General features: G+C 62.1%; 22 protein-coding genes and 1 tRNA gene. 12 read left to right on the forward strand and 11 right to left on the reverse strand.

Translation table 11 applies throughout. The features are described from left to right. Position 1: 1 nt before the first annotated feature. From pstA to phoB, 4 genes are read left to right on the forward strand one after another with little or no spacing between them, the layout of a single operon-like run. Positions 2-1,306, forward strand: a complete 1,305-nt coding sequence (gene pstA / locus C6Y53_RS10050) for a phosphate ABC transporter permease PstA (protein WP_106472312.1) — start codon at positions 2-4, stop codon at positions 1,304-1,306. A 21-nt stretch (positions 1,307-1,327) separates the two neighbouring features. After that, the gene (pstB, locus tag C6Y53_RS10055; RefSeq protein WP_106472313.1) at positions 1,328-2,125 is read left to right on the forward strand and encodes a phosphate ABC transporter ATP-binding protein PstB; all 798 of its coding nucleotides are present in this window, start codon (positions 1,328-1,330) and stop codon (positions 2,123-2,125) included. 11 nt (positions 2,126-2,136) lie between these two features. Beyond that, entirely contained in the window at positions 2,137-2,856 is a 720-nt protein-coding gene (gene phoU, locus C6Y53_RS10060; RefSeq protein WP_106472314.1) for a phosphate signaling complex protein PhoU, read from the forward strand. Further along, entirely contained in the window at positions 2,856-3,545 is a 690-nt protein-coding gene (gene phoB, locus C6Y53_RS10065) for a phosphate regulon transcriptional regulator PhoB (protein ID WP_106472315.1), read from the forward strand. Before phoU ends, phoB begins: the two co-directional genes overlap by 1 nt. A 10-nt stretch (positions 3,546-3,555) precedes the next feature. Here phoB and hemF read toward each other — a convergent pair whose 3' ends face one another. The 4 genes from hemF to clpS are packed head-to-tail and all read right to left on the reverse strand — an operon-like array spanning position 3,556 to position 6,664. Further along, positions 3,556-4,449 carry an oxygen-dependent coproporphyrinogen oxidase gene (gene hemF, locus C6Y53_RS10070; RefSeq protein ID WP_106472316.1) on the reverse strand — a complete coding sequence of 298 codons (894 nt, stop codon included), beginning with the start codon at positions 4,447-4,449 and terminating at the stop codon, positions 3,556-3,558. A gap of 36 nt (positions 4,450-4,485) precedes the next feature. Next, positions 4,486-5,292 carry an SDR family NAD(P)-dependent oxidoreductase gene (locus C6Y53_RS10075; RefSeq protein ID WP_106472317.1) on the reverse strand — a complete coding sequence of 269 codons (807 nt, stop codon included), beginning with the start codon at positions 5,290-5,292 and terminating at the stop codon, positions 4,486-4,488. A 35-nt stretch (positions 5,293-5,327) separates the two neighbouring features. After that, positions 5,328-6,308, reverse strand: coding sequence for a class I SAM-dependent methyltransferase (locus C6Y53_RS10080; RefSeq protein ID WP_106472318.1), 981 nt, complete (start codon positions 6,306-6,308; stop codon positions 5,328-5,330). Between the two features lie 11 nt (positions 6,309-6,319). Next, entirely contained in the window at positions 6,320-6,664 is a 345-nt protein-coding gene (gene clpS / locus C6Y53_RS10085) for an ATP-dependent Clp protease adapter ClpS (RefSeq protein ID WP_106472319.1), read from the reverse strand. 95 nt (positions 6,665-6,759) lie between these two features. Between clpS and C6Y53_RS10090 the strand changes: the two genes are divergently transcribed. Next, positions 6,760-7,455, forward strand: a complete 696-nt coding sequence (locus C6Y53_RS10090) for an HAD family hydrolase (RefSeq protein ID WP_106472320.1) — start codon at positions 6,760-6,762, stop codon at positions 7,453-7,455. Positions 7,456-7,710: 255 nt separating this feature from the next. Beyond that, positions 7,711-9,396: a D-alanyl-D-alanine carboxypeptidase family protein gene (locus C6Y53_RS10095; protein ID WP_106472321.1), complete on the forward strand. Its 1,686-nt coding sequence runs from the start codon at positions 7,711-7,713 to the stop codon at positions 9,394-9,396. Between the two features lie 29 nt (positions 9,397-9,425). On the opposite strand, the gene mtaB is transcribed toward C6Y53_RS10095, so the two are convergent. The 3 genes from mtaB to C6Y53_RS10110 are packed head-to-tail and all read right to left on the reverse strand — an operon-like array spanning position 9,426 to position 13,219. Next, a complete protein-coding gene (gene mtaB / locus C6Y53_RS10100; RefSeq protein WP_106472322.1) occupies positions 9,426-10,679 on the reverse strand; it encodes a tRNA (N(6)-L-threonylcarbamoyladenosine(37)-C(2))-methylthiotransferase MtaB in 1,254 nt (417 codons plus the stop codon). Further along, entirely contained in the window at positions 10,676-11,518 is an 843-nt protein-coding gene (dapF, locus tag C6Y53_RS10105) for a diaminopimelate epimerase (protein ID WP_106472323.1), read from the reverse strand. Before dapF ends, mtaB begins: the two co-directional genes overlap by 4 nt. 60 nt (positions 11,519-11,578) lie before the next feature. Next, positions 11,579-13,219, reverse strand: a complete 1,641-nt coding sequence (locus C6Y53_RS10110) for a sulfatase-like hydrolase/transferase (RefSeq protein ID WP_106472324.1) — start codon at positions 13,217-13,219, stop codon at positions 11,579-11,581. 227 nt (positions 13,220-13,446) lie between these two features. On the opposite strand from C6Y53_RS10110, the gene C6Y53_RS10115 reads away from it, so the two are divergent. Next, positions 13,447-13,522 (forward strand) — tRNA-Lys (locus tag C6Y53_RS10115). A gap of 4 nt (positions 13,523-13,526) precedes the next feature. On the opposite strand, the gene C6Y53_RS10120 is transcribed toward C6Y53_RS10115, so the two are convergent. Genes C6Y53_RS10120 through C6Y53_RS21015 form a run of 3 tightly spaced genes read right to left on the reverse strand, consistent with a single transcriptional unit; the run spans position 13,527 to position 15,290 of the window. After that, a complete protein-coding gene (locus tag C6Y53_RS10120) occupies positions 13,527-14,645 on the reverse strand; it encodes a site-specific integrase (protein ID WP_106472325.1) in 1,119 nt (372 codons plus the stop codon). Continuing rightward, positions 14,642-14,815, reverse strand: coding sequence for a hypothetical protein (locus C6Y53_RS21010; RefSeq protein WP_211299353.1), 174 nt, complete (start codon positions 14,813-14,815; stop codon positions 14,642-14,644). The genes C6Y53_RS10120 and C6Y53_RS21010 overlap by 4 nt, the downstream gene beginning before the upstream one ends. 16 nt (positions 14,816-14,831) lie before the next feature. Next, positions 14,832-15,290, reverse strand: coding sequence for a hypothetical protein (locus C6Y53_RS21015; RefSeq protein ID WP_211299542.1), 459 nt, complete (start codon positions 15,288-15,290; stop codon positions 14,832-14,834). Between the two features lie 6 nt (positions 15,291-15,296). On the opposite strand from C6Y53_RS21015, the gene C6Y53_RS10130 reads away from it, so the two are divergent. From C6Y53_RS10130 to C6Y53_RS10150, 5 genes are read left to right on the forward strand one after another with little or no spacing between them, the layout of a single operon-like run. Beyond that, on the forward strand, positions 15,297-15,632 hold the full coding sequence (locus C6Y53_RS10130; RefSeq protein ID WP_244614801.1) for a helix-turn-helix domain-containing protein: 336 nt from the start codon (positions 15,297-15,299) through the stop codon (positions 15,630-15,632). Then, positions 15,608-15,967 (forward strand): hypothetical protein, encoded by a 360-nt coding sequence (locus C6Y53_RS10135; protein WP_149615510.1) that lies wholly within the window; start codon positions 15,608-15,610, stop codon positions 15,965-15,967. Before C6Y53_RS10130 ends, C6Y53_RS10135 begins: the two co-directional genes overlap by 25 nt. A 55-nt stretch (positions 15,968-16,022) precedes the next feature. After that, entirely contained in the window at positions 16,023-19,226 is a 3,204-nt protein-coding gene (locus tag C6Y53_RS10140; protein WP_106472329.1) for a site-specific DNA-methyltransferase, read from the forward strand. Positions 19,227-19,229: 3 nt separating this feature from the next. Further along, entirely contained in the window at positions 19,230-22,004 is a 2,775-nt protein-coding gene (locus tag C6Y53_RS10145) for a BPTD_3080 family restriction endonuclease (RefSeq protein ID WP_106472330.1), read from the forward strand. A 40-nt stretch (positions 22,005-22,044) separates the two neighbouring features. After that, positions 22,045-23,688: an RNA-directed DNA polymerase gene (locus tag C6Y53_RS10150; protein ID WP_149615511.1), complete on the forward strand. Its 1,644-nt coding sequence runs from the start codon at positions 22,045-22,047 to the stop codon at positions 23,686-23,688. Positions 23,689-23,837: 149 nt separating this feature from the next. On the opposite strand, the gene C6Y53_RS10155 is transcribed toward C6Y53_RS10150, so the two are convergent. Beyond that, positions 23,838-25,622 (reverse strand): hypothetical protein, encoded by a 1,785-nt coding sequence (locus tag C6Y53_RS10155; protein ID WP_149615512.1) that lies wholly within the window; start codon positions 25,620-25,622, stop codon positions 23,838-23,840. Positions 25,623-25,693 lie beyond the last annotated feature (71 nt).

A 25,693-nucleotide genomic window follows, 5' to 3' on the forward strand; every position in this document is an offset into this window, starting at 1 on the left:
GATGACCGATTCGACGACCGAGATGACCGGCGCGCCCCGGCGCCACGCCACCACCGAGGCCGTCCGTGCCTCGATCGGCCGGCGTCACCGCAAACAGGTCTATGTCAAGGCGCTGGGCCTCGGGGCGATCAGCTTTGCCTTCCTGATGCTGTCGATCCTCGTGATCTCGCTTGCCAGCAGCGGATACAAGGCCTTCACCCAGACCCATATCACGCTCGACGTGTTCGTGGATTCCGAAGAGATCAGCGCCGAAAAGCTGCCCCGCGGCGGGTTCGACGACGTGTTGACCGCGGCGCTGCTGGTGCACCTGCCCGAGGTCGACGCCAGTGACCGCGCGACCCGGCGCAAGGCCGAGGGCATCCTGTCGAAAGGCGCCCAGTTCCAGCTGCGCGACATGGTGGTCGCCGATCCCGGCCTGATCGGGCAGACCGTCATCATGACGGTGCCCCTGTCGGACCCCTATGACCAGCTCAACAAGGATCTGATCGACCGCGACACCGACGAGGCCAACCGGCGGCTGAAGAACGACGAGATCTCGTGGTTCGACACGCTCGAGGTCGAGGGGCTGATCTCGACGCCGCTGAATACCGGGCTGATCACCAATGCCGACAGCCGGTTCCCCGAACTGGCCGGCCTGCGCGGCGCGCTGATCGGGTCGGCCTGGGCGCTGCTGGTCTGTTTCCTGATCTCGTTTCCGCTGGGCATCGGCGCGGCGATCTATCTCGAGGAATTCGCGCCCAGGAACAGGATCAGCGATTTCATCGAGGTGAACATCAACAACCTGGCCGCGGTGCCGTCGGTGGTGTTCGGCCTGCTGGCGCTGGCGGTGTTCATCGGCTGGTTCGGCCTGCCCCGGTCGGCGCCGCTGGTCGGCGGCATGACGCTGGCGCTGATGACGATGCCGACGATCATCATCGCCACCCGCGCGGCGCTGAAATCGGTGCCGCCCTCGATTCGCGAGGCGGCGCTGGGCATCGGCGCGTCGCAGCAGCAGGTGGTGTTCGGCCATGTCCTGCCGCTGGCGATGCCGGGCATCATGACCGGCACCATCATCGGCCTGGCGCAGGCGCTGGGGGAAACCGCGCCGCTGCTGCTGATCGGGATGAACGCCTTCATCACCTCGGCGCCCTCGACACCGCTGGACAGCGCCACCGCGTTGCCGACGCAGATCTTCATCTGGGCGGACAGCCCCGAACGCGGGTTCGTTTCGCGCACCTCGGCAGCCATTCTGGTGCTGCTCACCTTTCTCGTCACCATGAACGCAATCGCCATCTTCCTGCGCAACCGCTTCGAGCGGAAGTGGTAAGCCCGGACAAGGATCAGTAACATGAACGACATGCGCACGATCGACACCAAGGCGGATGCCAGGGAAACCAAGATCTCGGCCAGGGGGGTCCGGGTCTTCTACGGCGAAACCGAAGCCATCAAGGGCGTGGACATCGAAATCCGCGACCGCACCGTGACCAGCTTCATCGGCCCGTCGGGCTGCGGCAAATCCACCTTCCTGCGCTGCCTGAACCGGATGAACGATACCATCGACATCTGCCGGGTCTCCGGCGAGATCCGGCTCGATGGCCAGGACATCTATGATCCGAACATCGACCCGGTGCAGCTGCGCGCCCGCGTCGGCATGGTGTTCCAGAAACCGAACCCGTTCCCCAAGTCGATCTATGACAATATCGCCTATGGCCCGCGCATCCACGGGCTGGCGCGCGGCAAGGCCGATCTCGACGAGATCGTCGAGAAGAGCCTGCGCCGCGGCGCGATCTGGGACGAGGTCAAGGACCGGCTCGACGAACCGGGCACCGGCCTGTCGGGCGGCCAGCAGCAGCGGCTGTGCATCGCGCGCGCGATCGCCACGGAACCCGAGGTGCTGCTGATGGACGAACCCTGTTCCGCGCTCGATCCGATCGCCACCGCGCAGGTCGAGGAACTGATCGACGAGCTGCGCGAGAATTTCTCGGTGGTGATCGTCACCCACTCGATGCAGCAGGCTGCGCGGGTGAGCCAGCGAACCGCCTTCTTCCACCTCGGAACCCTGGTGGAATACGGCAATACATCGGCGATTTTCACCAATCCCGATGATCCGCGCACCGAATCCTACATCACCGGCCGCATCGGGTAAGGGAGAGAGCCATGATCGAAACCAAACATATCGTGTCCTCCTTCGACAACGACCTGGAAACGATCCAGGCGCTGGTCATGCGCATGGGCGGGCTGGTCGAAGAGGCGCTGCGCGATGCCAGCATGGCGCTGGAAACCCGCGATGCCGAGCTCGCCGAACGGGTCCGGCAGGGCGATCACGCCATCGACGAGCTGGACGAGCTGGTCAAGACCGACACCGCCAAGGTGCTGGCGCTGCGTTCGCCCTCGGCGACCGACCTGCGCACGGTGCTGACGGTCATCAGCATCTCCAACAGCCTCGAACGCTGCGGCGACCTGGCCAAGAACATCGCCAAGCGGGTTCCGATCCTGGTCGATTCGGGCATGGTCGAGGACAATCGCTCCTCGTTGCGCCGGATGGCGCGGCATGTGGGGGAAATGCTGTCGGATTCGCTCGATTCCTACATCCACCGCGACGTGGACCGCGCCAATGACATCGTGCTGCGCGACGAGGATGCCGATCACATGTACAACGTGATCTTCCGGTCGCTGCTGACCCACATGATGGAGGATCCGCGCAACATCACCGCCGGGATGCACCTGCATTTCATCGCCAAGAACATCGAGCGCATCGGCGACCACGCCACCGCGATCGCCGAACAGACAATGTATCTGGTCACCGGCAACCTGCCCGACGAGGACCGGCCCAAGCGGGACCTGACCGAGGCCGGCACAGCACAGGCGGACGGCTGATGGCGGCGGGCCGTCCGACAGTTCTGGTGGTCGAGGACGAACCGGCGCAGCGCGAGGTGCTGGCCTACAACCTCGAGGCCGAAGGCTTCGCGGTCAACCGTGCCGCCGATGGCGACGAGGCGTTGCTGCAGGTCGAGGAATCGCCGCCCGACGTGATCGTGCTGGACTGGATGCTGCCGGGGGTTTCGGGGATCGAGATCTGCCGGCGGCTGAAGATCCGCCCCGAGATGCGCGGGATACCGGTCATCATGCTGTCGGCCCGTTCGGAAGAGGCCGACCGCGTGCGCGGGCTGGAAACCGGCGCCGACGATTATGTGGTCAAACCCTATTCGGTTGCCGAACTGATCGCGCGGGTCCGCACCCAGCTGCGCCGCAGCCGACCGTCATCGGTGGGGGTTCGGCTCGAATTCGGCGATATCGTGCTCGATTCGGAAACCCACCGGGTCAGCCGGGACGGCAACGAGATCAAGCTCGGGCCGACCGAGTTCCGCCTGCTGTCCACGCTGATGGAGAAACCGGGCCGGGTGTTCAGCCGCGACCAGCTGCTGGATCGGGTCTGGGGCCGCGACATCTATGTGGATACCCGCACCGTGGACGTGCATGTGGGGCGGCTGCGCAAGGCGTTGTGCCGCCATGGCGGCGACGATCCGCTGCGCACGGTGCGCGGCGCGGGCTACGCGCTGGGCTAGGCCGGGGCGTTCAGCGCCACTTGGCCATCGGCGGCAGGCTCATCAGCACGGCGTCGGGGTCGTGGCCCGTCGCCAGCCCGAACTTCGTCCCGCGGTCATAGACCAGGTTGTATTCGGCATAGAGCCCGCGGTGGATTAGCTGCGTGTCCTTGTCCGCGTCGGTCCAGGGCTGCGTCCGGCGGCGCTCGACCAGCGGGACGAAGGCGGGCAGGAAGGCGCGGCCGATATCGCGCGTCAGCGCGAAATCCGCCTGCCAGTCGCCGGTGCAATAATCGTCCATGAAGATACCGCCGACGCCCCGTGCGCGGCCCCGGTGCGGGATGTGGAAATAGTCGTCCGCCCAGTCTCTGAGCCGCGGGTAATGGGCGGTGCCATGCGGGTCGAGATGGCTTTTCTGGGTGGCGTGGAAATGTTCGGTATCCGCGTCATACTCGATACAGGGGTTCAGGTCGGACCCGCCGCCGAACCACCAGGCGTGCGGGGTCCAGAACATGCGCGTGTTCATGTGCACGGCGGGCACATGCGGGTTCTGCATATGCGCCACCAGCGAAATGCCCGAGGCCCAGAACCGGGGGTCTTCCGCCATGCCGGGAATGCCCTTGCGCGCCGCCATTGCGGCCTGCGCCTGTTCGCCCAGTTCGCCATGGACGGTAGAGACGTTCACGCCCACCTTTTCGAACACCCGGCCGCCGCGCATGACGCTCATCAGCCCGCCGCCGGCATCACCGCCATCGGGTGCGCTGCGCCGGGTTTCCCGGACCTCGAACCGGCCCGGCCCGGCATCCGCCAGCGGCCCGGTGTCATGGGTGTCCTCGAGGGTCTCGAAGGCGGCCACGATCTCGTCGCGCAGCTGTTTGAACCACGCGGCCGCGGTGGCCTTTTCGGTGACAAGGGTGTCGGTCATGATCTGTCCTGATTTTGCCGGTCAGTCTGTTGCCGGTCAGTGGGCCGGGGCCGCGACCGGGTCGAGCAGCGTGCGCCCGCCATCGACGGTCAGGATCTGCCCGGTCATGAACCCGGATGCGTCCGAGGCCAGGAACTGCACCGTGTCCGCCAGTTCGCCGGGGGCGGCGATGCGCGCCAGCGGCGTGTGTTCCTCGATGTCCTGCCGGTATTCGCGGTTGTCGCGCAGGGTGGTCTGCAGCGACCGGCTCATGACCGATCCGAAGGCGATGGCGTTGACCCGGATCCGCTGCGGCGCCAGCGCCACCGCCAGCGACCGCGTCATCTGGTCCAGTGCCGCCGAGGCCACCGAATAGGCCATCAGTTCGGGGTGGGTGCGGCGCGCGGCGATCGAGCTGAGATTGATGATCGACCCGGTCGGCGCCTCGTCGTCGCTGTTGTCCTTGCCCTGTTTGATCATGCGGCGGGCCACATGCTGCGACAGGCGCAGCGACGGCATCAGGTTCTGTTCCAGCAGCGCGGTGACCGACTGGTCATCGGGGTCGAGCGGGTCCGAGGTCATCACCTGCCGCGCGCCGTTCACCAGCACGTCGATCCGGTCAAATTCGTCCAGCGTGGCCGAGATCAGGTTGGCGATGGTCAGCTTGTGGCGCAGGTCACCGGCGAAATAGCGCAGGTTGTCGCCGTCGGCCTCGTCGCCAAGCTCCGCCTTGAGGCGGTTTTCGTCGATATCGGCGAACATCACCCTTGCGCCCTTTTCGATGAACTGCCGCCCGACCGCGAGACCGATGCCGCTGGCGCTGCCGGTGACGATGGCGGTCTTGCCGGCGATGGAAAAGGACATTGCGACCTCCTGCTGTGGTCTCAGGTTAACCGGGATCAGCGCCGCGGGCGAGAGCCTTGCAACACCTTGAAGCGATTGTCCCCGGCCACTTCGGACACCATGGTAAACCGTTCGGCAAGCGTGGCCTCGTAGGGCAGGTGGCGATTGGCTACCAGCCACAGGTGGCCGGAAGGGGCCAGAATGCGCGCCGCCGCGGCCACGAAGGCCTGGCCCAGCGCGGGGTCGGCGGCGCGGCCGGTATGAAAGGGCGGGTTCGTCACCACCGCGTCGATGCGGTGATCCGGTTTCCAGGCCGTGGCATCGGCCCAGTGGAACCGGGCGCGCGGATCGGTGACATTGCGCCGGGCGCAGTCCAGCGCATCGGAACCGGCCTCGACCAGGTCGAGCGTCTCGATCCCCTTGTCCGCCAGCAACCGGTGGCCGAGATAGCCCCAGCCCGCCCCCAGGTCGGCGACATGGCGCCCGGACAGGTTCGGCAGCGTGTCGGCGAGCAGTTTCGACCCGGGATCGATGCCATCGGCCGAGAACACGCCGGGCGTGGTGACAAACCCGCTGTCGTTCAGCGTTTCGGGTGGCTGCCAGTCGGCAAAGAGGCCGGGCAGGGCGTCGAACCAGAAGATGCGGCCATGCGCCTTGGACATCTGGCCCAGGATCGGCGCCCGGCTGCGGATCTCGCGCAGCAGGCCGTCGACGCCATCGGTGCGCGCGCCATCCACGATGACCGGCCCGCCGCCGCTGCGCTGGCAGGCCTGCAGGACCATCGCGCGGGCCAGCGTGCGTGACCGGGGCAGGCAGACGATCGCGGCGGCGCAATCCTGCGTGCCGCCGGTGGCACAGGTCAGCCCCCGCGCCTCGAACTGGTCGAAATAGGGCTTGAACGGCTGTTCGATGCGGACCCGGTCGTCGGGCAGCGCCGACAGGTCGAAATCGGGCGCGGGGCGCATGATGACGACAGGGCCATCACCGGGCAGGGTCAGCCCGCCCTGGTCGAGCGCGAGAGTCAGGCGTCGGGACACCGGGATCTGTCCTAGTCTTCCTTTTCCATCGTGCACTGCAACGGGTGCTGATGGCGGCGGGCGAAATCCATGACCTGCCCGACCTTGGTTTCGGCGATTTCATGGCTGAACACGCCGACCACCGCAACGCCTTTCTTGTGCACGGTCAGCATGATTTCAAAAGCCTGCGCATGGGTCATGCCAAAGAAGCGTTCCAGCACATGCACGACGAATTCCATCGGTGTATAGTCGTCATTCAGCAGCAGGACCTTGTAGAGCGGCGGGCGCTTGGTCCTGGGACGGGTTTCGACGACGACCGAGGTGTCGCCGTCGTCGTCCTGGCGCTGATCGGACATCATGAGGGGCGTTGGCAGCATTGCGGGTCCGGGTTGGCGGTTGGTCTTGCCGCTAATATAGCCTTCGGGGGAAAATGCGAAAGGGAAAGCGGCCGGAAAGGTTGAGGAGGTCGGGGATGCAGCTAACCACGGTCGGGTTCGATGCGGATGACACGCTGTGGCACAACGAGCGTTTCTTTCGCCTGACGCAGGACCGGTTCGCCGCGCTGCTGGCCGATTATGCCGAACCCGGCCATCTGGCCACGCGGCTGCTCGAGGCCGAGCGGCGCAATCTCGGCCGCTACGGCTATGGCATCAAGGGATTCCTGCTGTCGATGATCGAAACCGCGATCGAGGTCACCGACCGCAAGGTGCCGGCCGGGGTGATCGCCGATCTGATCGAGGCAGGCCATGACATGCTGGCGCATCCGATCGAATTGCTGCCCCATGCACGCGAAACGGTGCAGTCCATCGCGGAAACCCACCGGGTGTTGCTGATCACCAAGGGCGATCTGCTGGACCAGGAACGCAAGCTGGCCCAGTCGGGGCTGGGCGATCTGTTCGACCAGGTCGAAATCGTGTCCGAGAAGACGCCCGAGGTCTATGCCGGGATCTTCGAGCGTCACGGAGACGGGGCCGGGCGTGGCATGATGGTCGGCAACTCGATGCGCTCGGACGTGGTGGCGATGATCGGCGCCGGCGGCTGGGGTGTCCATGTGCCGCACGGGCTGGAATGGGAAATCGAACAGGCGCCGCCACCCCGGGGCGAGACGCGATTCCACGCGCTGGACGATCTGGGCGGGCTTGCATGGCTGGTCGCGCGGATCGGCTGAGCCAGCCGCCGGCATTCACGATTTTTTCACGCATCGCCGGTGTTGGGATCGCGTGACGCGGGAACACAAGATGTTGGTTGCCGGCTGGGCAACAGCACTGAAATTTCGACGAATGCGGCGGGTTTCTTTTGAATCCACGATATGTTAGCCTTTTGACAGGCAGAATTGGGTCAGTCGGAAAAACCGGCGGCCACGAGGCAGACAGAGGCAAGTATCGTGCAGGCTCGGCTATTGGGACCGGCCCGTTGGGGCTTGATGATTCTCTCCGCACTATGGATCGTAGCGCTGGTGCCGTCCGCGGTTGCGGCACCCTACGCGGCGATGGTGATAGATGCGAGAACCGGTGAGGTTCTGCATTCGCGAAACGCCGATACGCGATTGCACCCCGCATCGCTGACTAAGATGATGACGCTTTACATCGCGTTCGAAGCGGTGCGAAACGGCGAAATCTCGCTGGACACGAAGGTCCGCATCTCGAGCAACGCAGCCGCCGAACCGCCGTCGAAACTGGGCCTGAAGGCGGGCCAGAGGATCGCGTTCCGCTATCTGATCCGGGCCGCGGCGGTGAAATCCGCCAATGATGCCGCCACCGCGATCGGCGAGGCGATTTCCGGGTCCGAGGCCGCGTTCGCGCGGCGCATGAACCGGACCGCCCGCGCGCTGGGCATGTCCAGGACCACGTTCAAGAACGCCCATGGGCTGACCGCCAGCGGCCACCTGTCCACCGCCCGCGACATGACCACGCTGGGCCGGCATCTGCTCTATGATTTTCCGCAATATTACAACCTGTTCTCGCGCCAGTCGACGAATGCGGGCGTGCGCACGGTGAACAATACCAACCGCCGTCTGCTGGCCGCCTATCGCGGGGCCGACGGGATCAAGACCGGCTATACCCGCGCGGCCGGTTTCAACCTCGTCGCGTCGGCGGAACGCGGACGCGAACGGATCATCGCCACCGTGTTCGGCGGCACGTCGGGCGCGGCGCGCAACGCGCGTGTCGCCGAGCTGCTGGACATGGGGTTCCGCCGCGCGCCGTCGCGGGCGCCGATCCGCAAGCCGGCGCGCCCCGATTATGCCACCGCCACCCGGGCCGAGGCCGCGCCTGCCGCCGCCCAATCGCAACGGGTGGCCCGCGCCCCGACATCGAGCCTGCGCCCGCTGGCACGCCGCGCAGCCCCGGTTGCCGTGGCAGCCGTCGCACCCGACACGCAGGCTGGCGCCACGAACCCGCCGCAGGTCGAACCGGCCGGAAACGCCGTCGAGGCGGCGTTGCTGCAGGCGAGCATCGACGACGCGCTGCAAGAGGCGACGGCACAGGCCACCGCCACCAGCCCGCGCCCCGTCGCCCGCCCCCATGCGGCCAATGCCGCGGCGGTCGAGGCCACACCCGGCGAAGCACCGGCCGAAACGATTGCCGTGGCCGCCGCCACGCCGCCGGCGGTGCGTCCGGTCGAGCTGGCCGATGCCGAACCGGCACCGGCTGATGCGGTCTCCGCGCCGCTCAGCGTTCCCGAGCCCGAACCCGCCCGCATCGCCGAAACGCCCGAGGCGGCCGCGCCGGAGCCGGATATCGCGGTGGCCGAGGCCGCCCTTGTGCAGCAGGCCGTGGCCCGCCCGGCACCGGAATACGATCTGCACACCGCCGCCGTCGTTCAGGACAGCCCGGACGAACCCGAGATCGTTACCCGCCTGTCCACCTCCGGTGGGCTGAACTGGGGGATCACCGTGGGCCGCTACCCGAGCCGGTTCGAGGCCGAAAAGGTGCTGCTGCGCACGGCGCTGGCGGAAATGACCACGCTGGATGGCAGCCTGCGCAAGGTCACGCAGGGCAAGCGCGGGTTCAACGCCAACTTCCTGGGCATGACGCAGGAAACCGCCGATCTGGCCTGTCGCCGCCTGCAGGCCCGCAACATTTCCTGCGAAACGCTCGGGCCGTCCTGACCGGCCCGGATTGATCGACGCTCAGGCGCTCAGGCGATCAGCGTGTCGTCCGACGCGCCGGTGATCGCCGCGGTCACGATCCGCCCCTCGGGCTGCGGCGCGTCGAACCGCACTTCGGCAAACTGCGCCGTGCGCCCCATATGCGGGTTTTCCATCAGGACCTGGTGGGTCTTGCCGACCTGGGCGTCGAGATGGGCCCGCACCCGCGCCGCGCCGGCCGCGCGCAGCCGCGCGGCGCGGTCCCTGATCGCCCGGCCATCCACCTGCGGCATCCGCGCCGCCGGGGTGCCGGGGCGGGGCGAATAGGGAAAGACATGCAGCCAGGTCAGGCCGCACTCCTCGACCAGTTTCAGCGAGTTTTCGAAATGCGCCTCGGTTTCGGTCGGGAAACCGGCGATGATGTCGGCGCCGAAGGTCATGTCGGGGCGCAGCCTGCGGGCCTCTTCCGAGAACCGGATGGCATCGTCGCGCAGATGCCGCCGCTTCATCCGTTTCAGGATCAGGTCGTCGCCATGCTGCAGGCTCAGATGCAGATGCGGCATCAGCCGGGGTTCCGAGGCGATGGCCTGCATCAGCGCCTCGTCCACCTCGATCGAATCGATCGAACTGATCCGCAGGCGCGGCAGGTCCGGCACCAGTTTCAGGATGCGCAGCACCAGATCGCCCAGGCGTGGCTGCGCGGGCAGGTCGGCGCCCCAGCTGGTCAGGTCGACACCGGTCAGAACCACTTCGTTGTAGCCGCGATCCACTAGCCGCCTGACCTGTTCGACCACCACCCCGGCGGGCACGCTGCGCGAATTGCCCCGGCCATAGGGGATGATGCAGAAGGTGCAGCGATGGTCGCAGCCGTTCTGCACCTGCACATAGGCCCGCGACCGGGTGCCGAACCCGTCGATCAGATGCCCCGCCGTTTCGGTCACCGACATGATGTCATCGACCTGCACGGCTTCGGTGTCGCCGATGAAATCGGCGGCGATGCCGGTCCAGGTTTCGGGGCGCATCTTTTCGGCATTGCCGATCACCGCGTCCACCTCGGCCATCGCGGCAAAGGTCTCGGGTTCGGTCTGGGCCGCGCAGCCGGTCACGATCAGCCGGGCATCCGGGTTGTCGCGCCGCAGCCGGCGGATTTCCTGCCGCGCCTTGCGCACCGCTTCGGAGGTGACCGCGCAGGTGTTGACCACGACCGTATCGGTCAGCCCGGCCCGCGCCGTCAGTTCCTTCATCGCCTCGGTTTCATAGGCGTTGAGCCGGCATCCCAGCGTGGTGAATTTCGGCGCGCTCATGCCGGTGCCGCCAGGAAGGCGGAGGTGAGGACACCGTCGAACACATGCGTGGTCGGGCCGGTCATCCAGACGCCGTCATCGCGCCAGTCGATCACCAGCGTGCCGCCATCGAGGTCGATGGTGACATGCCGCCCGGTCAGCCCCCGCCGCGCCGCCGCCACGGCCGTCGCGCAGGAGGACGACCCCGACGCCAGCGTGATCCCGACCCCGCGTTCCCAGACCCGCATCCTGATCCGGTCGGGGCCGGTGATCTGCGCCACCTGCACGTTGGTGCGTTCGGGATAGAGCGGATGGTGTTCATGCCGCGCCCCGAATTCCGCCAGCGCGATCACCTCGGCATCGTCGACAAAGAAGGTGCAGTGGGGATTGCCCATGCCGGTTGCGACCGGGCCGCCCTCGATCGGCAGTTCCAGCGTGTCCATGTCCCCGGCCAGCGGGATCTCGTCCCAGCGCAGCTGCGGCGGCCCCATGTTGACCGCGGTCAGCCCCCCGCCCGCGTCACGCGCCCGCAGCGGGCCGCGCGCGGTGGTCAGGGTCAGGTCGGTCCGGCCGGTTGCGTCCATCAGGTGGCGCGCGATGCAGCGGGTCGCGTTGCCGCAGGCCGCCGATTCGGAGCCGTCGGCATTGTAGAACCGCAGCTCCGCGTCGCCCGCGCCGTCATGGATGACCGCCAGCTGGTCGAAGCCGACCCCGCGCCGCCGGTCGGCCAGCGCCCGCGCCAAGGTCGGCGTCACCGCGAACGGATGCGCGCGCGCATCGACAACGACAAAGTCGTTGCCGAGCCCGTGCATCTTCATGAAGGGCAGGGCGGTATCGGTCCGGGTGTTCATGGCGGGCATATAGTCCGCGCCGGGCGGCGAATCCAGCCTGCATGCGGGATGGCCGCGCCCGGTGGGGCATCAGTCGCCGGGCGCGGTCGGCACCTTGCCCCGATAGCGTGCCGTCAGCGCGGCGTCGATCTCGGTTTCGTCGTAGATCCCCAGCACCACGCCGGTGCCGCCGCCCCGCGCGAGCCTGGCGGCGATGTCCGCGTCCGAGACCGTCACCCGCTGGGACATCCGCAGCGACCAGTCATGCAGCATGCCGTAGAGCCGCCGCCGGGTATCGGCATGGGCGGGATCGGCGCCCAGGTCGATCCGTTCCCGCGGGTCGTTGCGCAGGTCGAACAGCATCGGCCGGAACCCGCCTTCGCAATGGATCATCTTCCAGTCCCGCGTCGCCACCATGAACAGCCGCGCATCCCTGGGGGCGACGCCGAGGCCCTGGCAGGCCCCATGGCTGGAATAGTCGTATTCGCTGATCGCGTAATCCCGCGGCGCGGGGTGATCCACGCCGTTGACATAGGGCATCAGCGACCGCCCCTCGACGATATGCGATGGCACCTCGCAACCGGCGGCGTCGATGATGGTGGCGGTCACGTCGATGGCCTCGACCAGCGCGTCGCTTGTCGTGCCCCGGGTCGCGTCGGCGCTGGCGCGGGGGTCGTGGACGAGCAGCGGCACCTTGACCGACGGATCGTGGAACAGGTCCTTTTCGCCCATCCAGTGATCGCCCAGGTAGTCGCCGTGATCCGAGGTCACGATGATCATCGTGTCCTCCGCCTGGCCCGTTTCGTCGAGATGGCGGAACAGCCGCCCCATCTGGTCGTCGCATTGGGTGATCAGGCCCATATAGACCGGGATCACCTTTTCGCGCACCTCGTCGCGGGAAAAGGTGGTGCCGATCCTGCCATTCATGAAACTGGCATGGACCGGGTGCGGATCGTCCCGTTCGCGGTCGTCCCGGTTAACCGGGATGATGTCATCGACGCCGTACATGTCGTTGTAAGGGGCGGGAACGATATAGGGCCAGTGCGGCTTGATATAGCTGACATGGGCGCACCATGGCCCCTGCGTGGCCGTCATGAATTCGATCGCCTGCGTGGTCAGCCACGGGGTTTCGCTGTCGGCCTCGTCGATATTGGCGGGCTTGTCCGCATGGCGCATGAACCAGCCGCTTGCGATGTCGTCGCCATCGCGGCCGGCATTCGCGAAATCCGCCCAGGGGTTGTCGCCGGCATAGCCTTTCTGTTTCAGGTATTCGTTGTAGGGGCTGCGTTTCTCGTCATAGCGGCCGGCGGGGCCCTCGGCCCACAGCCCGTCGTCACGGCACCAGACATCGAACCCGCAATCGGCCTGGCGCGCGCCGATGATACTGTCCGGGGACAGGCCGAGCCGCGCCATGCCCTTTGCATCCGCCTTCATGTGGGTCTTGCCGACGAGCCAGCAATCGACGCCGCCCGCGCGCAGGTGGTCGCCCAGCGTCAGTTCTCCCACCCGCAGCGGAAACCCGTTCCAATGCGCACCGTGGCTGCTGACATAGCGGCCGGTATAGGCGCTCATCCGGGCGGCCCCGCAGATCGGGGACTGGGTATAGGCATTGGTGAACCGGATGCTCCGCGCCGCGAGCCGGTCGAGATGCGGGGTTTTCAGCGTCGGGTGGCCGGCGCAACCGAGATAGTCGAACCTGAGCTGATCGAACATGATGTAGAGAATGTTCATGTCGTCCTGTCCCGCCTGTTCCGCGTTGCTCCAAGCCTGACCGGCAACGGGCGAATGATCAAGCGCACGCGGCACATCGGTATCCCGGCCACCCTGCGCACCCTGCCCCGACCCGCAGCAATCCTCTGCCGCACAAGTCCATGTTCGCGGAAGAAAAGTGGTTGATCCCCACGGGCGAATTGTCTTAGAGAGCGTCACGGATTCGGTGCAGCCGGATCTGCAGGAGTGGGCCGTTAGCTCAGTTGGTAGAGCAACTGACTTTTAATCAGTGGGTCGCAGGTTCGAATCCTGCACGGCTCACCACTTCTCATAGATTATCCTTTCCCTGCTTGGGTTTGGTGTCGGATTTGACGAACCTCTTGGGAAGGTTCGCCAAATTGCGCTCGCCATTCGGGCGGGCGACAAGTTTCTCAATCGCGGAATCGGCCATGCCTTCGCGGCCTGCGGCCTCGGTGTAGCGCTGCACGAGGGCGAGCGTTTTGTGCCCTGTGACTGCGCCGATCTCATGCGCCGTGGCTCCGGCCTCGGCCAAACGGCGCGCGCAGGCCTTGCGAAGGCCATGGGCGGAGCATTGAGGTAGTTTGGCCTCTTCGGTCCAACGCTGCATGAGATTGCCCAAGCCACCGGCGGAGCGCATCGTGCCTTTCTGGGTGGCCAGGAAGGGGCGATCCTTCGGCAACTTGTCCAGGACCTCGGCAAGGTCCGGATGGATCGGCACCGAAACCAGCACCCCGCCTGAGCGCTGCGTCTTCTGCCGCCGGTACTCGATCTTGCCATTGCGAACGTTCTTCGGCCCCAGCTTCACAGCATCGACACGCGCAGCGCCAGTGTAGAGCATCAGCGTCACCGCCGTATGCGCCAGCGTGCCGGGCTTGTGGGCCTTGAAGAACTGCGCCAGCTCGTCCTCGTCCCAGGTATGGAAGCCGTCTCCGCCCACGCGAAACGGCTTCGTCGCTCGCGCGGGGTTGTCGCCGCGCCAGTCCAGCGTGATTGCGAAATCCATCAACTGGATCAGCCGTTTGCGCAGATTGTTCGCTGCCGTCGGGGTATCGGCCTTTTCGGCCAGGATCGTCTGCACATGCCGCCGTTGCATCAATCGCACCGGCTTGTCGCCATGCTCCTCTCGAAACTTCTCGACAATCCCGCGATAGACCTTCTGCGTACTTGGTGCGAGATCAAGGAATTCGGGCGACCGATACCAGAGCGCCACAAGCTGGCTGACACTGTAGGGCTTGGTCCGGTCCGCCCCAATCAGCCCGCGCGTCTTGTGCCCGTTCACCGCATCCTCATACCGTCGAACGAACTCCTCCGAACCGTAGTCGCTCCCCAACTCCGCCGAAAACCCACCCTTCCGAAACCGCCAACGCCGCTTCCCGTGCCGGTCGAAATAGGCCGTCGCGCCGGGAAACTGCTTGCGGCGTTTCATAGGCGATCCCACGGATTGTTGACCTCGTCCGTTTGCTTCTCGGTGCTGTAGATCACGACCTTGCCATCACGGCTGATCTCGGACCGTACGACCGGAATGCCCGCGTCCCGGTACGCCTTGAGGTATCGTGTCAACTCGGTCTGCGTCAGCGTCGCGCGGGGCATGGCCATGGTGTGTCCTTCTCCGTCAGAGGCTGTGGTGCTGTGGCTCGCCCAAGGGCAAGCGCGGCTGGTCGCTTTCGGGGCGCTTTACCTTGGTTGCATTGCGCTGAAACCGCTCCCAACCGCTCATGGTAAGCATCTTGGTCTTTGAAGAAATCTCCACAAACTCCAGCCGTCCGTCGTTCATGAGCGCGCGAATTTGCGCAGGGCTGAGCCCGACGATCTCGCCAAGCTGTTTGGGTGAAAGCAATCGCTCTTGTTCCAAAATCGCCTCCTTCGCATGCAGTTGAAGGGAATCGCTTGTTTTGCACCAACTGGCATGGTCAGATGGCGAAAGAAGCGAAAAAGTGTCATTTTGTGCATATTTGCTAAATACGACACGAACGTCAATTGGAATCTGCCTATGGCGCGAGAAACGTCTGATTTGTTTGTTGGGGTCGGGGCCAGGCTCGCGATTACGCGCAGTGACATCGGGCTTTCGCAAACCGACATGGCCAAGGAAATCGGCGTCTCGCTGCGAGCATATCACAGCTACGAAAAGGGCGAACGCGGACTGCCGATCGAGGCTCTGGTCGCGATCCATGACAAGTTCGGGTCGGATGTGAACTGGATTCTCCTCGGCACCAAATCTGCCCGCGTCGAACATGACATCGACGCTTTGGAAGAGTTTGAAACCTCGCTGGACCGGTTTCTTACAGAACAGGGCATTCGGATCAAAAGCGAAAAGCGCGGGGCGATTGTCGCGCGCTGGTATCGGTCGCTCCTCGACGGCAAAGAGATCGAAATGGAAAATGTCCACACGTGGATCGAATTATTAAGGGAATAGAAGTGCAGGTTTCTCAGTCGCCCCAGTGGCATCGTCAGAATTTGGTCACGCTTGAGCGTGTCCACCACGACATCGCCCGTTTTACAGGGCCGGTCTTTCAATTCGTCACCATCGCGGCGGCGATCTATCTGCCATGCTATGCCAAGCTGATGCTGTTCTCTGCTCCCGGCGCGCTTGACCCGATGATGGTGCTGCTGGCCCTCTCCGCCGTCGCGCTTGTGCTGGTCTCTCCGGCCTTCGCCTTGGCGGCGACTGTGGAGGTCTATTTCTCACGTCGCATCGCCCGGGCATCGCGGGCCGGTGCATCGCATTTCCATGATGCAACCGGTGGGTGATCCCGCTATGGTTCGTCAAAAAGAACATAAGTGATTTCAAGGGTAAGGGACGCACATGTCATCCGATCTTTCTGACCTGATCCTGTCTCTGACGCCTGAGGATGGCTCCTCCATCGGCAACGGCGCAATGCTCGCGCGGCTGCGGGACCATATCCCTACGCTGACTGAGGAAGCCTATGCCGCGGCGCGGGATGCGCTGATTGACGATGGCACGCTGGGCCGGGGCAAGGGGCGTGGTGGGTCGATCTATCGGGCGGATGTGGCTGATCTGGAGCTGACCGCGCCCGTGGCCAAGGAACCCAAGGCCGCCACCGGCACGCGCAAAAAAGCCAGCCGCAAGTCGGATGAACCGACCGAGGTGCTGTCCTATCGCCATGGCGAGACACGCGTGAACAACCCCGAGGTGGGGATGGTGCATGCGGACACCGACCCGGATGGGGACAAGACCGCCTGGCAATATGACCCGCATCTGGACCCGGTGCTGAACTTTGACAGCGCACGCGGGGCGATTGAGACGCTGATCGACGATGCGCTGGCCAGTGACGATCCGGAGCGGATGAAAGACGCGCTGACGGAACTCAAACGCTTGCAGGCGCCTTACCTGAACTGGACGGGCAAGGCGGAGAAGACATCGTTCGAGGTCGATACCGTCAGCCTTCATGTCCACGAACGGGTGGACCCGGCGACGATCCTGGCCAATGCGGCCAAGCGGCTGAAGGGGCAGGACGCAAGCGCGCAGTGGCGGCAGGCGGACCTGTTCGCGGCCCCGTTCGAGAACCTGCCGCTGCGCCAGGCGCTGGATTTCTACCACCACGAAAAGGGCTGGTCGAACCGACTGGTGGCGGGCGACAGCCTGCTGGTCATGAACTCGCTCCTGACCAAAGAGAGCATGGGCGGCAAGGTGCAGATGATCTATATCGACCCGCCCTATGGCATCAAATATGGGTCGAACTTTCAGCCCTTTACCAACAAGCGCGACGTGAAGGATCGGTCAGACGCCGACCTGACGCAAGAGCCCGAGATGATCAAGGCGTTCCGGGATACCTGGGAACTGGGCATCCATTCCTACCTCACCTATCTGCGTGATCGGCTGATGCTGGCGCGGGAACTGCTGACCGAGAGCGGGTCGGTGTTTGTGCAGATTTCAGATGAGAATTTGCACCATGTTAGACAATTGCTGTCCGAGGTCTTCGGTTCTCAGAACACGATGTCATTGATCAGCTATTCGACGACTGGTGGCTTTGCCTCATCCGGTTTGAGCCGGACTGGCGACTACATCCTTTGGTTTGCCAAGAACAAGGAGAAGGTCAAATTCAATCGGCTGTATCTTCCTAAAGACAGGGCCGAGGCGGCGCGTGGTGATTATGACCAAGCTGTTTTTGCAAACGGCAGTCGCGGGCCATTGCCAAAAGACCAACGGCAAAGGCCTGAAACGATCCCGAAAACGACCAAGATATTCACCGATGATAACCCAAGCTCGCAGGGCGAAGGTGCTGCCACGGTTGACTGGGAATGGTGTGGGATGACGTTTCACCCCGGTAGCGGGAACCACTGGAAGGCCCCAGTGCCGCATGGGATGCGTCGCCTAACAAGGGCGAATCGCTTTCTGATTACACCACGGGGCAAGATTAGGTACGTCCGGTTTTTCACGGACTTCGACCAAGTTCCGATTACTGACAACTGGTTCGACATTGCCGGGGCTGTTCAAGATCGCGCAGACCCAAAGGTCTATGTCGTCCAAACCAGTAACAAGATCATTGAACGCTGCCTCCTTATGACAACCGATCCCGGCGATCTGGTACTCGATCCGACTTGCGGCTCTGGAACCTCTGCTTATGTGGCGGAGAAATGGGGGCGGCGCTGGATCACCTGTGACACGTCCCGCGTGTCAATCTCGTTGGCCAAGCAGCGGCTGATGACAGCCAGTTTCGACTATTACGCCCTACGCTATCCCCATGATGGGCTAAGGGGCGGCTTCGACTACGATACCACCCCGCGTGTCATGCTTGGAAAGATCGCCAACAACCCCGACATCGACACGATCTATGACGAGGATCATCCCAAGATCGCGGCAGCGCTGGACGATCTGAACGCCGCGCTCACATCCGCGCCCCCGCTGCCGATCAAGCCCACCCAAGGCTATCGCAAGGGCAAACAGGTCTCCTTCCGCGATGGCGACGTGCTGGAAGAATGGGAGGTGCCCTTTGACCTCCCCTACGATTGGCCCCAGGCGGCCAAGGCCCCGTTCGAGGCCTTCCACAAAGCCCGTCAGTCCATGCAGCGCCGCATGGATCAATCCATCGCCGATCACGCCGATCAGGAAACGCTCTACGACAAGCCCCGCATCGACAAGAACAAGCTGCGCATCACCGGCCCGTTCAGCGTCGAGGCCGTGCCCGCGCCCACCGTTCTGTCACTGGACGAAAGCCTGCCAGCCGAAGAGGCCGACAGCACCGTCGCCCGCTCTGGTGAGACTTCGCGCCAATCGCTTTGGCGTGATGAACTGCTGAAAACCGGCGTGCGCGGCAAGGGCGGCAACATGATGCGCTTTGCCGAGTTCGAGGTGATCCCCGGCACGAAGTTCCTGCATGCCAGCGGCTCGGTCGCCGATACGGGCGAGCGTGTGGTGGTCAGCTTCGGCCCCGAACATGCCGCCCTTGAGCAGCGCCAGGTCGAAGAGGCGATGAACGAAGCCTACACGTTGATGCCCAAGCCCAAGTTCCTGCTGTTCTGCGCCTTCACCTTTGACCCCGAAGCGGCCAAGGACATTGACGAGATGAACGTGCCGGGCATGACCTTCCTCAAGGTGCAGATGAACACGGACCTGCTGACCGAGGATCTGAAAAAGGCACGATCCTCGAACCAGTCCTTCTGGCTCATGGGCCAGCCCGAGATCGAGCTGCGCAAGCGCGACGACGGGATGTGGGAGGTCGAGGTGCATGGCTTTGACTACTTCAACCCCAAGACCGGCGAGATCGAGGGCGGCGGCACCAAGCAGATTGCCATGTGGTCGCTGGATACGGATTACGATCAGCGGTCGCTGATGCCGCATCAGGTGTTCTTTCCCATGGCCGACGCCAAGGGCGGTTGGAACCGGCTGAAAAAGACGATCCGTGCAGAGCTGGACGAGGACCTGCTGGAGCAGTTCCACGGCACGGTGTCGTTGCCGTTCGAGGCGGGGGACAATAAGCGGATCGCGGTGAAGATCGTGGATGATCGGGGCATCGAAAGCCTCAAGATCGTCGCGCTGGAGGGATAAGCCATGTCCCTGATCATCAACCGCCCGTGGGAGCGGCCAGAGCAGCATTGGGTTGAGGGCAAAGGCGGTACGCTGGAGATCAAGCCAGAGCGGCGGCCTGCCAGTTACGAGGTCTTTGACGCGCGCAACAACACCAAGCGGACCGAAGTTCTGGCCATGGTCAACACGATCCGCGACCGTGTGGATCAATGGCGTGAGGATGGCTATCCGGGGGTGACCATCGTGACGCGCAAGCTGTTGGAGCACTGGCACGATGAGGATGCGCGCCAGCATCCATTCTATTTCTGCCAATTGGAAGCGATTGAGACGCTGATCTGGCGGGTCGAGGGCGCGGAGGCCTACAAACAGGGCATCCATGTTCCCGGCGATGGCGGTGCCTGGGAACGGCTGTGCAACAAGATGGCCACCGGCGCGGGCAAGACGACGGTGATGGCTATGATCATCACCTGGCAGGTACTGAACGCGCTGACCTATCCGAAGCGGAACAAGGATTTCAGCCGCGCGGTGTTCATTGTGGCCCCTGGCCTGACGGTGAAGGGCCGGTTACAGGTGCTGCTGCCGTCTGAGGGCAGCTATTACGACGAATTCAATCTATGCCCGTCGGAGTCGATGCGCCAGAAGCTGAACCAAGCTGAGGTTTTGATCGAGAACTGGCATACGCTGATGCCGTTGAAAGAGGTGCAGAGGTCGGTCGTTCAGAAGGGCAAGGAATCCGACGAGGCCTTCACGCGCCGTGTCCTGGGCAAACTGGCCGGGCACAAGGACATCATCGTCATCAACGACGAGGCGCATCACGCCTATCGCAAACCGCCCGAAGTCAAGATTTCGAAGAAGCGGGCCGAGGAACAGGGCATCGACCTCGACGAGGCCACACGCTGGATCGAAGGTCTGGACCGCATCCACAAGACCCGCCGCATTCAGCGCTGTTTCGACCTCTCCGCCACGCCTTTCGCGCCCACCGGCAAGGCCAGCACCGACACCGCGCTGTTCGACTGGATCATCTCGGATTTCGGCCTGAACGACGCGATTGAGGCCGGGTTGGTGAAGACACCGCGCGTTGTCGTCCGGGATGACGCGCTCCCGGACTCCCGAACGCTGCAATCGAAGCTTTACCACATTTATCGTGACAAGTCGGTTTCTGAGGACCTGAACCGGGCCAAGGCCGAACCGCATGAAGCGTTGCCCAAGCTTGTGCAGGATGCCTACACGCTGCTTGGGGCAGACTGGCGTGAAACGGCCAAGGACTGGGCTGAAGCGGGGCATCATTCACCGCCGGTCATGCTAACGGTCTGCAATCGGACAGAAACTGCCGCCCGGATTGAGCACTACTTTAACCAAGGCGATGCCCATTGGCCCGAATTGCAGGCCCCGAATAAGACCTTACGCGTGGACTCGAAGGTTCTGGACAAGGCGGAAATCGGTGAGGCGGCGACGTCCGACAAAGCTTATGATCAGCGGCTTCAGGATATCGTCGAAGCATCTGATATACCGGAAACCCGAAAGCGGCAGTTGGGCGGCCTGAAGAAGGAAGAGCTGCTCCGCGAGATCATCGACAATGTCGGCAAACGAGGCCAGGCCGGGCAAGACCTTCAGAACGTGATTTCCGTGGCGATGCTATCCGAGGGGTGGGATGCAAAGAACGTCACCCACATCATGGGCTTGCGCGCATTCACGTCGCAGTTGTTGTGCGAACAGGTCGTTGGGCGAGGCCTTCGGCGGGTTTCCTATGACACCGACGAGAATGGTCTGTTTTTGCCGGAATACGTGAATGTCTTTGGCGTTCCCCTTTCGATCTCCGAAGCTGGGGAACCCGGTGAAGCGCCACCTCCGCCTAAGCCAACAACACAGATTGAAGTCATTCCTGAACGCGCCAATTTGGAGATCAAATGGCCGAACGTGGTTCGTGTCGAGTCGGTTGTCCGTCGCGAATTGTCCGTCGAATGGTCGGACGTTGAGACGCTTACGCTTGATCCTGCCTCCACGCCCATCAGTGCGGACCTAGCCCCTGCTCTGGGCGGTGCAACCGACATGGGCAAAGTTTCCTCGATTGACTTGGAAAAGCTTCCGGACGGCTTCAGGCTTCAACGCCTCGTGTTTCAAGCAGCCCGAAAGGGGTTCGCAGGCCTGAATCATAGCTTCAAAGGGTCGGAAGACCTGCTTGCAGCGCAGCTTGTCCGGATCGTCGAAGAATTCATCGACTCTGGGGCGTTGCAAATCCCGTCGCTCTTTCACTCCGATCCGCTAAGGCGTCGCATTCTGATCGCTCTCAACATCGATCTGGTTGTTCAGCACCTTATGCAAAGTGTGTTTGAGCAGAACAGGACCCAGTTGACGCCGATCTTCGACGAAGAAAACCCAATCGGTTCCACGGGACAGATGCGCACCTGGTACACGACCAAGCCCAATTTCCCTGCCGTTAAGTCACATATCAGCCATTTGGTGGGGGATTCCTCCTGGGAAGGACATGCAGCCAACGTGTTCGAGAGATCGAGCGATGTACTGGCCTACGCCAAGAACGACCATTTAGGATTTCAGATTCAATATCTATGGTCAGGTTCTCGCAGGCGCTATATCCCTGATTTCCTGGTGAAATACACAAACGGAAAAATGCTAGCTTTGGAGATCAAGGGCACTGATAGCCCTCAAAACAAGGCGAAACGTGATGCGCTGGCCGAATGGGTCAAGGCCGTGAACGAGGTTGGTGGGTTTGGGCAATGGTCTTGCGACGTAGCTTTTGATCCTAGCGAGATAGAAGACATAGTTCGGCGCAATGACTAGAACAATTTCGAATACGGACGATATGATGGATGGTTGAGTTGTGGCAAGCAAAGGTGTGATTTTTCAACGGCTTCTTGAGCGAGGATTTTATCCCCGCGAGCTGCCTCCTACCTTCAGAACCGTCAACTTCGGATCGTTACTTGCCTCGAAGCCGGCGTATTTGAAACCGCAAAAAGACTTCTCTGGTGAGACTGTTTTTTTGGATGGAGCAACCTTCCAAGGCAACCACAGAACCTTTGGCGTCATTAATCCAATCAATTACGCACTGCTTTCTGAGTTCTTGGCCGAGAATTGGCCCGATGTTGAAAAGGTTATGGCAATCAGCCAGTTTTCCGCGTTCAAGGTCGTGTTTCCGGACAACATTGCGGTAGGCGGTCGAGCGTTTCAGAGATCATCGTTCTCAGGGAAGCTCAAGAAACAAGCATATCTGTCGAGCGCGTACCCATCTGTGGTGCATCTGGACATCAACAGGTTTTATGGTTCCATTTACTCACACTCGATACCTTGGGCTGTCTTGGGGAAACCCGAGGCTTTGAAGCAGCACAAAGCCAAGACCCTAGACACACATTGGAGCGCGGAACTTGATCGTCTGATCAGGGCCTGCAACCGAAATCAGACGATTGGCATCCCTATTGGCCCTGACACCTCGCGTGTGGTTTCTGAGCTCGTATTGTCGCGTATCGATCATGAATTGAAGAAGAATGGGGCAGGCCTCCGAAAGCGGCAGGTGTTCCATAACATCGATGACTACGAGATCGGCGTCGAAAACACGACGGAAGCAGAACGGGTGATCGCCAGATTTGAAAAGGAAATCAGAAAGTTCGAGTTGAGGAGCCACGACGGCAAGACTGGTGTGATTTCCGGTGAACTGCCGGAGAACCTACGTTGGGAACCAAAATTCAACCTACTGAAAGGGCTTGAAGATGAGGAGTTCCTGGATGGTTTTTTTGCACTGTTGGCCAGTGAGCGCGGCGCCTACCCTGGCTCGAATATCGTTGGCTACGGATTGAGCCGCTTTGCGAAAAAGATAGCATCTTGCTCTGACAAAGAGCTGTCTCTTCGCCATCTTCAAACTCTACTTTATTCCTCTCCGCGCTTTGTAAGCTGGGTGGCGCCTTTGTTTGTTGGTCTGAAAGGGGGTGATGACCTTGATCGCGCTCAAAAACGGTTGCTCCGTTGGGGCGTGGAAGAGTGTTCCCGTAGGCATGATATCGTTTCGCTCTTGTGGTTTTTGTACCTTCACCTTCAATTTGACCTAAAGCTGTCTAAGGCGCTCAAGAAACTTTGTTTCGAGGTTGAATCCGTGTTGGTAGACTTGGTCTTGGCGCACGCTGATCACAACGGGCTTGTGAAAGGGGGATTCGCAGAGGCACCGGGTCGATACCAGAACGCAAGTCTTGGTTCCTCGGCATGGTTGTTCCTTTATGAAACAGAGGTGCGAGGATGGAAGGCAGCCGCTGGCACCACAAAAATCGGTCAGTCAGAGGATCCAAAGAAGTTCTTCAAACTGATGAAAAAAAATGACGTTCACTTCTATGACATAACTGCGTTCGGAGTGTCTGCGTTCCCTTGGAGCCTTGGCGAAGACGACTTTTATCCGACCCACGAAGATACAGAAAACTGGCTTGATTTTGATGGGCTTGATGCCGACGAAGACGATGACGAAGACTACTTTGTCTACTGACAAATGCGATATCCGTCGCATTTGTTGTTGGTTCAAATCGAGTTTGCTATTTCCGAATGGGGTTCAGATGGGCTGGCTCCTTCGTGCTGCACACATTGCAAAGGGCCCACCGGTGGTGACTTATAGCGAATTGTAGGCGCAACGCCGTGCTAAGGCATTAATATGGGTTGCTGCCCATGAAACCGCCAAGACCAATTCGAAACGCTTCGCCCATCAATTGTGTAATCCGTCGTGTCTTTTCCGGCTAAAGAAACAAGTACGCCAGCCGGTCCATCACCAGACGGCATCATTATTTGCTCCACGTTTCCGGTTTCGTCCTTCCAGAGAGCGATGGCACGAGAGGGAGGATACTTGCCGCTTTGGTTCATTCTCCTGATCAACCCCCATGACGTGAAGGTCATTACGCTACATCCCGGGTCATCAGCGAGGCTTGATGCATAACGCGCACCCCAACGCCCAGGAAGCTGCGGACCATCCATCAACAGCGCGAACACTAGATTGGGACCAACAGAACGGATGATTTCGTGGCAAGGATCGCTTCTAGCCAAATCTTCACAAATCATTGTCACAAATGTCGAAGACTGGCGAAACCGGTGAAAATAGAGTTCGGGTGTCATGATCTTGTGGCTTTCCCACCAACAGGCCACGGCTGGATTCAGAGCACTAGCCAAAGCGTAGTCTGTCACCTGACGCGCATCCAGCCGCCATCTGTGGTGCTTTCGGCGACTTACAGCTGATATCCAAGGTTTGCCATTGGCGCCCTTTTTCTCATGACGTAGGGCTGTAAGAACATGGTTCCCCTCATGCTGGTCGCAGTTCTTGGAGGCCCCAGAGATTATGAATTCCAGTTCGGGCTCAACTTCCCACGCGGCTTTGCAGATTCGGTCAAAACTATCCCAGTTAAGGGCATATTCCGGGAACATGACCGCATTTAAGGATTTCGTTTGTTTCTTGGCCTGCTTGATCAAGTCCCGTGTGATGCCTTCGAGTTTGGACGGGTCTTCAAGCCAGCTTTGCCGGAGCGAAAAATTGCCCCAAGGGCGTTGTCCGTGCTTTCCATCGTGCGGCGGCACCTCTTCAAAGTCGATACCTTGTATCTCGAACGGTGACGGTATCAGAAGGATGTCGAGCGTCGCACGGTCGTCATGGCGCAATGCTCCCACTGGTTCGGCCCACTGACATCGAACCGCTGCCCGTGGCGGCAACAATGCTAGGTTGGCCGACAAACTCCGAAGCGTGCACCCAACCTGAGCAATCCTGCTTTTCGGCAAGACGCAGACAACATCAGTGTCGATTCTTTCTGTCATGGATGCCGGGTGACGGTGCCGCCTCGTCAGCGAGCTTCCAGCGATGGTTTTTTCATCTTGTGCACCTTTGTCAGGCTGGTTCTTAGCGGCGAGGAGGTCACGCATTACATTGGCTACCTCCTCGTTATCGTCTAACGGGCGCCCCAGACCTTCCGCCGCCATGTCTGCAATCAAAAGGAGCTGGAACGCAGTTTTGCACCACTCGAGAGTTCCTGGTCCTTTCTCTTCCTGAGACAACAGCCTAGGTCGAAGACAGGAGTCTTTTTGTGATAGAAGGCGGGTCCAAATATCTTGAATTCCTGCCGATTTCCCCTCCGTGCGCCAAGCTCTGGCCAGTTCTTTGAGTTCGCTCCGCTCCGCTTGAGACAGGAAAATGGAGGCTTCGGGCTCGGGGCATGTGCTAGACGGCTCAAACCAGCCGATTGTGCCGCTTACCCGTAACAAATGCGCGACCGCGCCGAACACATCGGTTGGCAAAGCAGGCAGGACTTCCCATGTAGGTGGGGCGGGAGGACTGTCGCCAAGCTGTGGCTGCGGAAAGGTGCCGTGCGGCATCACGTTGCGGAGTTCGTCGAACACAGAACGGTACTGAATGGCTTGTTCTAGTTCGAATTCCATATCCTGCACTTAAAACTCCGCCTTGAAAACGCCGCAAAAGCTCGCTAGAGCAGCGCGCAACAGTAACCACATGTCAATCT

This window comes from Pukyongiella litopenaei (assembly GCF_003008555.2).
Classification (GTDB): domain Bacteria; phylum Pseudomonadota; class Alphaproteobacteria; order Rhodobacterales; family Rhodobacteraceae; genus Pukyongiella; species Pukyongiella litopenaei.

Excerpts from the sequence above, each read along its gene's own strand:
- pstA (WP_106472312.1), top strand. The coding sequence starts at position 2 with ATGACCGATTCGACGACCGAGATGACCGGCGCGCCCCGGCGCCACGCC.
- pstB (WP_106472313.1), top strand. The coding sequence starts at position 1,328 with ATGAACGACATGCGCACGATCGACACCAAGGCGGATGCCAGGGAAACC.
- phoU (WP_106472314.1), top strand. The coding sequence starts at position 2,137 with ATGATCGAAACCAAACATATCGTGTCCTCCTTCGACAACGACCTGGAA.
- phoB (WP_106472315.1), top strand. The coding sequence starts at position 2,856 with ATGGCGGCGGGCCGTCCGACAGTTCTGGTGGTCGAGGACGAACCGGCG.
- hemF (WP_106472316.1), bottom strand. The coding sequence starts at position 4,449 with ATGACCGACACCCTTGTCACCGAAAAGGCCACCGCGGCCGCGTGGTTC.
- C6Y53_RS10075 (WP_106472317.1), bottom strand. The coding sequence starts at position 5,292 with ATGTCCTTTTCCATCGCCGGCAAGACCGCCATCGTCACCGGCAGCGCC.
- clpS (WP_106472319.1), bottom strand. The coding sequence starts at position 6,664 with ATGCTGCCAACGCCCCTCATGATGTCCGATCAGCGCCAGGACGACGAC.
- C6Y53_RS10090 (WP_106472320.1), top strand. The coding sequence starts at position 6,760 with ATGCAGCTAACCACGGTCGGGTTCGATGCGGATGACACGCTGTGGCAC.
- C6Y53_RS10095 (WP_106472321.1), top strand. The coding sequence starts at position 7,711 with ATGATTCTCTCCGCACTATGGATCGTAGCGCTGGTGCCGTCCGCGGTT.
- mtaB (WP_106472322.1), bottom strand. The coding sequence starts at position 10,679 with ATGAGCGCGCCGAAATTCACCACGCTGGGATGCCGGCTCAACGCCTAT.
- dapF (WP_106472323.1), bottom strand. The coding sequence starts at position 11,518 with ATGCCCGCCATGAACACCCGGACCGATACCGCCCTGCCCTTCATGAAG.
- C6Y53_RS10110 (WP_106472324.1), bottom strand. The coding sequence starts at position 13,219 with ATGAACATTCTCTACATCATGTTCGATCAGCTCAGGTTCGACTATCTC.
- C6Y53_RS10120 (WP_106472325.1), bottom strand. The coding sequence starts at position 14,645 with ATGAAACGCCGCAAGCAGTTTCCCGGCGCGACGGCCTATTTCGACCGG.
- C6Y53_RS21010 (WP_211299353.1), bottom strand. The coding sequence starts at position 14,815 with ATGGCCATGCCCCGCGCGACGCTGACGCAGACCGAGTTGACACGATAC.
- C6Y53_RS10130 (WP_244614801.1), top strand. The coding sequence starts at position 15,297 with ATGGCCAAGGAAATCGGCGTCTCGCTGCGAGCATATCACAGCTACGAA.
- C6Y53_RS10140 (WP_106472329.1), top strand. The coding sequence starts at position 16,023 with ATGTCATCCGATCTTTCTGACCTGATCCTGTCTCTGACGCCTGAGGAT.
- C6Y53_RS10145 (WP_106472330.1), top strand. The coding sequence starts at position 19,230 with ATGTCCCTGATCATCAACCGCCCGTGGGAGCGGCCAGAGCAGCATTGG.